At 36.1% G+C, this 4340-nt stretch carries 3 protein-coding genes; all 3 read right to left on the bottom strand.

What is annotated here, in order from left to right:
- Positions 1 to 2948 (bottom strand): autotransporter outer membrane beta-barrel domain-containing protein (locus ACFIMP_RS09340; protein WP_375686307.1); only part of this gene is annotated, 2948 nt, incomplete at its 3' end.
- Positions 2949 to 3878: 930 nt separating this feature from the next.
- Positions 3879 to 4028, bottom strand: a complete 150-nt coding sequence (locus tag ACFIMP_RS09335) for a hypothetical protein (protein ID WP_375612614.1) — start codon at positions 4026 to 4028, stop codon at positions 3879 to 3881.
- A gap of 159 nt (positions 4029 to 4187) precedes the next feature.
- Positions 4188 to 4340: autotransporter outer membrane beta-barrel domain-containing protein (locus ACFIMP_RS09330; RefSeq protein WP_375613936.1), on the bottom strand; the 153-nt coding region annotated here is incomplete at its 5' end.

Raw genomic sequence — 4340 nt, 5'->3', positions numbered from 1 at the left:
TATTTGAGAGGTCCGCGTTCAGAAGATAAGGTTCCTGTGTTTCCGTAAGTATAGAGGAAGAAACCGGTTTGTTTTTCCTCTTCTTTTCCTAAGACAGATGCTCTGATATTGGCTAAGAGTGCGTTTTGTTTAGCCATATCGGTTAATCCACTGTAGAAGAGAGCATTTGGCATAACCAAATAGCTTGCTGTTTGTGGTACAGGAGCAACGGTAGGGATATTTGTTTCAGGATCAGGATTTGAACCAGAATTGGAGCCAAGCAGTTCGGGTTGTAAACGGAAATCCCAGAAATTTTCATTCTTTTCATCAAAGAGGTTTTGTGCAATATCGGCTTTTCCTTGGCTTGAGTCTGGTCCATAGGCACGTAGTGTATACATATCTGGTAAACCATTTCTTGTGGTATAGCCATTTACGAGTTTGAAAGAGTTTTCAGTTGCTTTTCCAGAAACTTGAATGAGTGAAAGCCCCCGTACATTAGGAGCAGCAGAGATATTTGCTTGACTACTGTTCTTTTCTACGCGTCCTGAAACATAAACTGATGTGTTGCCAGAGACATCCCCATGGATCAAAAGCCTATCGGTTTTTTGATCGGCGATGGGTGCTCCATCACTCCATTGTGCGTTGAAGTAAATCTTTGCATCACCCGTTGCATTGTAGACTTCTTGCGTGTCTGGTTTACCAGAACCTATATACAAAGTTTGGTAATGCTGTTTTTCTGTTGGCTTGCTAAACATAATGGAGCTGTTATCGAGATTAAGCGTAGAAATATCGGAACGAGATCTTTGAGCAATATCAAGTAGTTTTCCATCAGCATCTTTTTCATTGTTACTGATCTTCAACGTCCATTTTGTGTCGTTTTTCAGATCAAAGCGTGTTTGCCCATTTTCGTCATTTCTTACACCGCCTTGTAAGACAGAATGATCTGCGGTTAAAGTAAACATTTCAACAGGTTTTGTCTTCTGCTTTATGTTTTTGAATAACGTATCTGCAAGGATTTTTGAATTTTTGAGATTAATTTTCCCCATTGATTCATCGGTATTTATTCCAATACCATTTTCAACGATCAGATCTGTATTGGTCAAATTAACTTCACTGTTTTGCCAATCTTGTGGATTACTATTACTTAGGCCATTTAACTTATTTTTAGACAAATCTGCAAAATTCACCCCAGCAACCCCTGCTGTTGCAGAAGTATTTGCGAGATCAATATGTCCATTTCTGTTTATCTTTAGTGCAATTATTGTTGCATCTATTTTGTTTTCAGCGCCATTGACCATCTTAATCGTGCTATTGGATGCGACAAGTCCAAAATCAACTTTTTCAATCGTTGTTTTTCCGTTTAATTCAATGACGCTATTTGCAGCAGCATTTACACCCATGCTGGGCAGTTCGATTCCCTCAATATTTGTTTTCTTCCCTTTTATCGTTAATTCTTCACTTGTGATTTTGCCTCCATCCGTTACATAAAGACCAAAGAGAGTCTTCGTAATCGTTGTTTTTCCTTTTAATTCAATGACGCTGTTTGGGCCCTCAGCTGATGCGCCTGTAACTGAACTTTCGCCATTTTCTGTGAGTGCAACATCTTTAACATTAATATATCCACCCAAAGTTGCATATAATGAATTATTACTCCCAGTAACAGTTCCTCCTGTCATGAAAATTTTTGATTGCTCACCAATGGCACTCAGTGCATTATGCTCAGATGAAATGATTTTCGCACCATTGTTTAAAGTAATGCTACTGCCGTTTTGAGCAATTATTGCTTCTCCTTTTGCCTCAAAAGATCCGCCGGTGATTGTTATTTGAGATTTGTTATCTGCTAAGATGCTGTTTTTTGCTTTCGTGACGGTTACATTATTTAAAGTGACAATACTTCCTTTGTCAGCACTTATTCCTTTATCCATAAGAAAGTCATCATTTCCGCTTGATATTTTTACATCTTTCAGCGTGTTTTCTTTGCTTGTGGTGTTAAGAAATGATGCACCTACTGCTTTGTCTCCTGTGACCTCAATCGATCCTCCGGTCATCTTGATTGTCGCATTATCACTTTCGGCTTTAACACCGATCGAAGCATTTTTAATTGTTGTGTTACCATTCAATTCAATAGTGCTGGAACCTCTTGCAAATGCACCGAATTTTGTTCCTTTACCATTTGCTGTGAGCACAACATCTTTAACATTAATATATCCACCAGCTTTTGTATATAATACACTATTGCTACCGGTAACAGTTCCCTCTGTCATAAAAATTTTTGATTGCTCACCAATGGCATTGAGCCCATCACCGTTAAGTGATGTGATTTTTGCCTTATTGTTTAAAGTAATGATACTACCGTTTCGAGCATTGATTGCTGTTTCGTTTGCCTCAAAAGATCCACCGATAACTGTTACTTGAGTTTGGTTATCTGCAAAGATGCTGTTTTTTGCTTTTTTAACAGTTATATTTTTCAAAGTGAGTTTACTTTTTTTTTCAGCTTTTATTGCGTTATAGGGTTCGCTGTTTTCACTTGTTATTGTGACATTTTCCATATTTCCGTTACCAGCATTTAGCTGAATAGCGGTTTTATCAACATTGATAGAACCTCCTGTCATTTTGAATGTAGCGTTGTCCGATATATTAACGCCGTATTCATAGGAAGATTTAGTTCCAAGTGGAGCACCAATGATGGTATTGTCCGATAATTCAATCAAACTATCGGATCCTTTAACGGTGACAACGGTTGTAACAGATGGTGGTGTTGGAGAGCTACTCCCCAGCTTTAAATTCTTGCCGATGATTTTTCCACCCGTTTCTGCCCAAATATTCTCGTAGCTTTCTTTAGAGACTTCCATTTTTTTTCCATCAGAAACTTTAAGTTCTTTAAGTTCTTCCGCTTGTGTTTTGTGGTAGGTCCCAAATAATAGAATTGCTGCAATTGCTGTATACGATAAAAGAGATTTTTTAGACATTTATGTTCTCCTCACTTAAACTAAGCTACAAATATTTTTCCTGTTTTCCATATCTCCACTTGTTAGTAAGAAGAACAAACAATATAAGAAAATAAATAATGGTCTATAAAAAACATTCTTCCTACTCACTATTTTATAATTTACTTATAGTCAAATTAAAAAATATAATAATTAATGTATATATTTACATTTAATTCATATTATATTTATAGTTTTAGTTATTACGTATTAAATATATAATTAAAAATATTAAAATGATATTTAAGGACAATATTATAAGCAAATGATCGTTATTTGTTTGTACTTTTTAAGGGTATCATAGTACTTGTCATATATTTTGATGCATTAAGGAGAATAAAGGGGGCAGCATCGTTGGGAACAGCCGTCAGCAAAAATTAAAAAAGTTTACTTAATTTTAGATCTGAGGTGTTTTATATTGGATGTAATGTGTTTTATAAATATGCTAAAGAGCACTGATTGATGCTTTTATAAATCTTAGTTTCTTCTTGAGTATTTTGATAAAGTGATTGATGTCTTTGTTTTTTTTGGTGTATTTAATTAAATTATCTGCGTAAAGAAATATTTTGCAGTATGTTCCCTGTGTAAGAGGAAAATAATAGTAGCTTGTGCTTTTTATCTACTTACGACAGTAAAACTTTACATTTTCTTTTTGCTTTGAGAAAAAGGGGAAGGGGATTTTATGAAGCAAGCGCGATTTATCAATAAATACATATAAGGTGTTTTTTCTGAAAGTTTTACTTTCACTTGGAGATGAAGCGCTTTGCGACATTTTTGTTTATGAGAGATAAATGCCATTCAAGATCTAAGACAGCGTAAGGGGCAGATTTCTCAAAATCACTGAATTTATTCTCACCCTTAAGCATAACCACCCGCTTTAGTGCATATTTTCATTCTTTTGCGCAAAGACTGCTACACGCATTTCACGCTCCCCAATTCCAGCAAATTGGCAAGACCTTCCACAGCTGTCTTTTCAGGATTATAACGAAAGCGCTTTTTTGCCTGTGTACGAGCAACTACTTCAATCTGGTATGCATCAAAAACAATACCTAGCCTTGTCAATCAATAAATCTTGATGGAGATGATCTTGGGAGGATAAAGAACAAAAGCTATTCGAGCGATCTTTTTATGAAAGGGTGTCAAGAATAAAAAAGGCAGCATATCGTGCTGCCTTTTTATTAAATTGAATAGAATGAATAGGCTTGCTTTTACAGCTTTGTGTTAAAACTGATAGCGTATGCCGCCTGAGAAATTTGCTCCAGATATACCAGTTTTCTGAAGCTTTTGTTGATAGCTGACATCACCATGAAGGGAGAAATTGTGAGACAGTTGCGCATTGATGCCAACGCCGCCTTCAATTGCAGGTCCCATAGG

The organism is Bartonella sp. AP65SXKL, from assembly GCF_042195725.1.
GTDB lineage: Bacteria > Pseudomonadota > Alphaproteobacteria > Rhizobiales > Rhizobiaceae > Bartonella.
Note: the sequence above shows the minus strand (reverse complement) of the source record. Positions and strands in the feature narration are given on the sequence as shown.